This is a genomic window from Actinoplanes sp. NPDC048791, assembly GCF_040650095.1.
Lineage (GTDB): Bacteria > Actinomycetota > Actinomycetes > Mycobacteriales > Micromonosporaceae > Actinoplanes.
This window is the reverse complement of sequence record NZ_JBEZGQ010000829.1, coordinates 1-3754: the sequence shown is the minus strand read 5'-3', so window position 1 is coordinate 3754 and position 3754 is coordinate 1. Positions and strand designations below refer to the sequence as shown.

5 protein-coding genes are annotated in these 3754 nt (G+C 74.2%); 2 read left to right on the top strand and 3 right to left on the bottom strand.

The features are described from left to right. Positions 1-197 (bottom strand): dihydrodipicolinate synthase family protein (locus AB0C29_RS37905; RefSeq protein WP_360831011.1); only part of this gene is annotated, 197 nt, incomplete at its 3' end. Between the two features lie 47 nt (positions 198-244). Then, positions 245-1138 carry an NmrA/HSCARG family protein gene (locus tag AB0C29_RS37900; RefSeq protein ID WP_360831008.1) on the bottom strand — a complete coding sequence of 298 codons (894 nt, stop codon included), beginning with the start codon at positions 1136-1138 and terminating at the stop codon, positions 245-247. Positions 1139-1238: 100 nt separating this feature from the next. Here AB0C29_RS37900 and AB0C29_RS37895 point away from each other — a divergent pair, with 100 nt between their 5' ends. Next, a complete protein-coding gene (locus tag AB0C29_RS37895; RefSeq protein ID WP_360831005.1) occupies positions 1239-1790 on the top strand; it encodes a TetR/AcrR family transcriptional regulator in 552 nt (183 codons plus the stop codon). A gap of 100 nt (positions 1791-1890) precedes the next feature. Here the strand turns inward: AB0C29_RS37895 and AB0C29_RS37890 are convergent, their stop codons facing one another. Next, entirely contained in the window at positions 1891-2712 is an 822-nt protein-coding gene (locus AB0C29_RS37890) for an SDR family oxidoreductase (protein ID WP_360831002.1), read from the bottom strand. Positions 2713-2867: 155 nt separating this feature from the next. Between AB0C29_RS37890 and AB0C29_RS37885 the strand changes: the two genes are divergently transcribed. Then, on the top strand, positions 2868-3754 hold an 887-nt coding region (locus tag AB0C29_RS37885; RefSeq protein WP_360830999.1), incomplete at its 3' end, for a helix-turn-helix transcriptional regulator.

Sequence of the window (3754 nt, the reverse complement as noted above, 5' to 3'; positions counted from 1 at the left end):
GCCGCGACCAGCTCCACCCGTTCGGCGTCGGAGAGGGTGGCGGCCTCACCGGTGCTGCCGTTCACCAGCACGGCCCTGATCCCGGCGTCCACGAGCCGGGCGGCGTGCTCGGCGGTGCCTTTCGCGTCGACCGCGGCATCGGCGTCGAACAGGGTGACCAGGGCGACGGCGGGCCCGGTCCAGAGCGGCTCAGTCATGCCTCCACCCTCCCCGACTCACGGTCCGGCGGCCACCCGAACTCCCCTCAACCGAGGTGGGACGCGGCCCAGGTGCGGAAGTCCGTCAACGGCAGCCCGTACGCGTGGGCCTGCTCGGGACGGGCCGGACTGCCCACGACCTCGGTCCATTCCTGCATCGGCACCATCATCTCCGGCAGCCCCCGCGCCACCGCCTCGTCCGCGGTCAGCACCGGCGCCGGGACCGGCCGCCCGAGCACCTCGGTCAGGGTGGCGGCGACCTCGGTCATCGTCAGCCGCTCGCCGGCCAGGTCCAGGTCGACGCCGTGCCAGCGTGCGGGATCGGCGAAGGCGGCCGCGGCGGCGGTGCCGATGTCATCGACGGCCACCCAGCTCAGCTTCGTGTCCGGGCCGAACGTGGTGACGAAGCCGTCCTGCGCCCAGTTGCCGAACATGAAGGACCAGCCCACCAGGTTCTCCATGAACGTGGAGGGCTTGAGGACGGTCCAGGAGGCGAAGCCCGCCGTACGCACGGCCTCGTCGATCGCGGCCTTGGTCTCCCAGTAGTGGGTGTTCCAGCGGCCCTCGTCCCAGCCCGGCGCGCTGCGGGCGAACTCCCCCGCGCCGGCCACCGACGTGTGCACGAACTGCGGCACCCCGGCCGCCCGGGCCGCCGCGACCAGATTGCGGCCGCGGACCACCTCGGCGTCCGAGCCCAGATCCGTGATGTCGGGGGTCTGCACCGAGAAGACGCCGCGGGCGCCGGTCGCTGCGGGCACCAGCGTGCCGGGCTTGTCGAGGTCGCCCACGACCAGTTCGGCGCCGAGCATCTCGAGCGCCTTGGCCGCTTCGGCCTGCGGATCCCGCACGAGAGCCCGGACGGCGACACCCCCGGCGAGCAACGCCCGCGCGACAGCCCCACCCTGCTTGCCGGTGCCTCCAGTGACCAGAACCGGTGCCATGACATGTCCTTCCGCAGAAACGGGGCGGCCCCCCGTTTATCGTTCGCTACGATACGGAGGGGTACCCCATTTCACAACCCACCCGGTCGGGACGGTGAGCATGCGACCCAGACGCGCGGACGCCCGGCGCAACTACGACCAGTTGGTGGCCGCGGCCGCCACGGCGTTCGCCCGCGAGGGGGCCGACGCCTCCCTGGAGGAGATCGCCCGGCAGGCCGGGGTGGGCTCAGCCACGCTGCACCGGCACTTCCCGTCCCGGCAGGCGCTGCTCAACGCGGTCTTCCACGGCCGGGTGGAAGCGCTGTGCCAACAGGCCCACGAGCTCGCCGAGGGCGCGGATCCGGGCCCGGCGCTGACGATCTGGCTGCGCGCGCTCGGGGCCTACGTCGCGTCGACCCGCGGGCTGGCCTCGTCGCTGGTACCGAGCACCGACAACGAATGTCACCGCATGATCGTGCGGGCCGGCGACGAGCTGGTCATCCGGGCCCGCGCGGCGGGCGCGGTCCGCCCGGAGGTGTCGATCGACGACCTGCTGACCCTGGTGACCGCCATCTCGATGGCCGTCGAGCACAACCCCGGCGAGGGCGGCACCGAGGCGGAACGCCTGCTCGGCCTGGCCATCGACGGAATCCACCCCCGCACCGGGGCGTAGCGGCTCACCCGCCGCCGAGCGACAGCTCACCGCACGGCCCCGCCGTAGCGGCCCAGCCGCCGCCGAGCGGCAGCGCACCCCCACGCCCCGGCGTGCCGGCTCAGCTGCCGAGCGCCAGCTCGCCGGCGTTCATCGCCGCGATGACGCCACCGTCGATGAGCAGGTCGCTGCCGGTGACGAAGCCGGCCGTCAGCAGGTAGGCGGCAGCCGCGGCGACCTCGTCGGTGGTGCCCACCCGGCCGGCCGCGGAGTGCTTGATCATCGCCTGGTAGCCCGCGGCACCCGGCCCGGACATCTCCTCCTGGGCCAGCGGGGTGAGGATGATGCCGGGGCTGATGGCGTTGACCCGGGCGCCACGCCTCCCCCAGCTCACGGCCGCGGCCTGCACGCGCAGGTGGTTGGCCCGCTTGGCGAGGGCGTACGCCGCACCCGGGTCGCCCACCGCACTCAGGAACGGCAGCCCAGGCAGTTCATCGGTCGGGGTGTACGCGAGCGCGTGCTCCTGGTCCGCGGTGAGCGGCGCCAGCGCCCGCATGTGCCCGGCCATGCTGGACACGACCAGCCCGGCACCGCCCTCGGCCACCACCGCGCCGAACTCGTCGAGCACGATCGCGACCCCGACCAGGTCGACGGCCAGGATCGCCTCGGGGGACGCCTGCACCGGCGACAACCCGGCGGTGTGCACGACGTCCACGACCTCGCCGAGCTCGGCGGCGTGCCGGGCCAGCCCACGCACCGATTCGCGGGCCGCGACGTCGACGGGGTGCGTGGTGACGGGGTGCGCGGCCGCTCGCAGTGCCTCGGCCGCAGCGGCCAGCACCTCGGGGTTGCGGTCGGCCAGCAGGACGGTCCGGCCGGAGCCCTGCCGGTGCGCGATGGCCCGGCCGATGCCCCCGGCGCCGATCACTACGACGATGTTCATCTCATCCACCTTCGCCTCGGCAGCCCGGTCGGCTGCACACCGTCCAGGCAACCTCAGGTGCGGCGCGGGCAGGAGTCCCTGTCGCCGGGGGTACGCCGAGGGGGGTCCTGCCAGTGCCTCCCGGGCGGGTGGAGCGGCCGCGTACGGTCGACGGCATGGCCGACAAGCAGCGGGTCCGGGCCGACATCCGGGAGTTCCTGACCACCCGGCGGGCCCGGATCACCCCCGCGCAGGCCGGGCTTCCGGCGTACGGCAGCAGCCGCCGCGTCACCGGTCTGCGCCGCGAGGAGGTCGCCACCCTGGCCGGCATCAGCGCCGAGTACTACACCCGGATCGAACGCGGCAATGTGACCGGCGCCTCCGAGAGCGTGCTGGCCGGCATCGCCCAGGCCTTGCAGCTGTCCGACGACGAACGCGCCCACCTGCACGATCTCGTGCGCTTGGCGGGCACCGGACGGCCCCCGGCCCGCCGGCGCCCGCCGCAGGCCCGGGTACGCCCGGCCGTGCAGCGCATCATGGACGCGATGACGCTCACCCCGGCCTTCGTGGTGGGCTCCCGGCTCGACATCCTGGCCGCCAACGAACTCGGCCGGGCCCTGTACGCGCCGATCCTGGCCGACCCGGTCCAGCCGCCGAACCACGCCCGGTTCCTGTTCCTCGACCCGCACGCCGGGGACTTCTGGCGCGAGTGGGACCGGGCGGCCGACGACGCCGTCGCCCTGCTGCGCGGTTCGGCCGGCCGTGATCCCTACGACGAGCAGTTGTCGAATCTGATCGGGCAGCTGTCGACGCGCAGCGACGATTTCCGGGTCCGCTGGGCCTCGCACGACGTGCGCGCGCACCTGACCGGCGCCAAGCGCATCCACCACCCGGTCGTGGGCGATCTCGAGCTGCCGTTCGAGTCCATGCCGCTGCCCGCGGACCCCGGTCAGAGTCTGGTCGTCTACAGCGCCGAGCCCGGCTCCCCCTCGCACGCGGCGCTGGGGATCCTGGCCAGCTGGGCCGCCCGGCCGCAGCACGCGGACGCGCCGGCGCTGGGTCC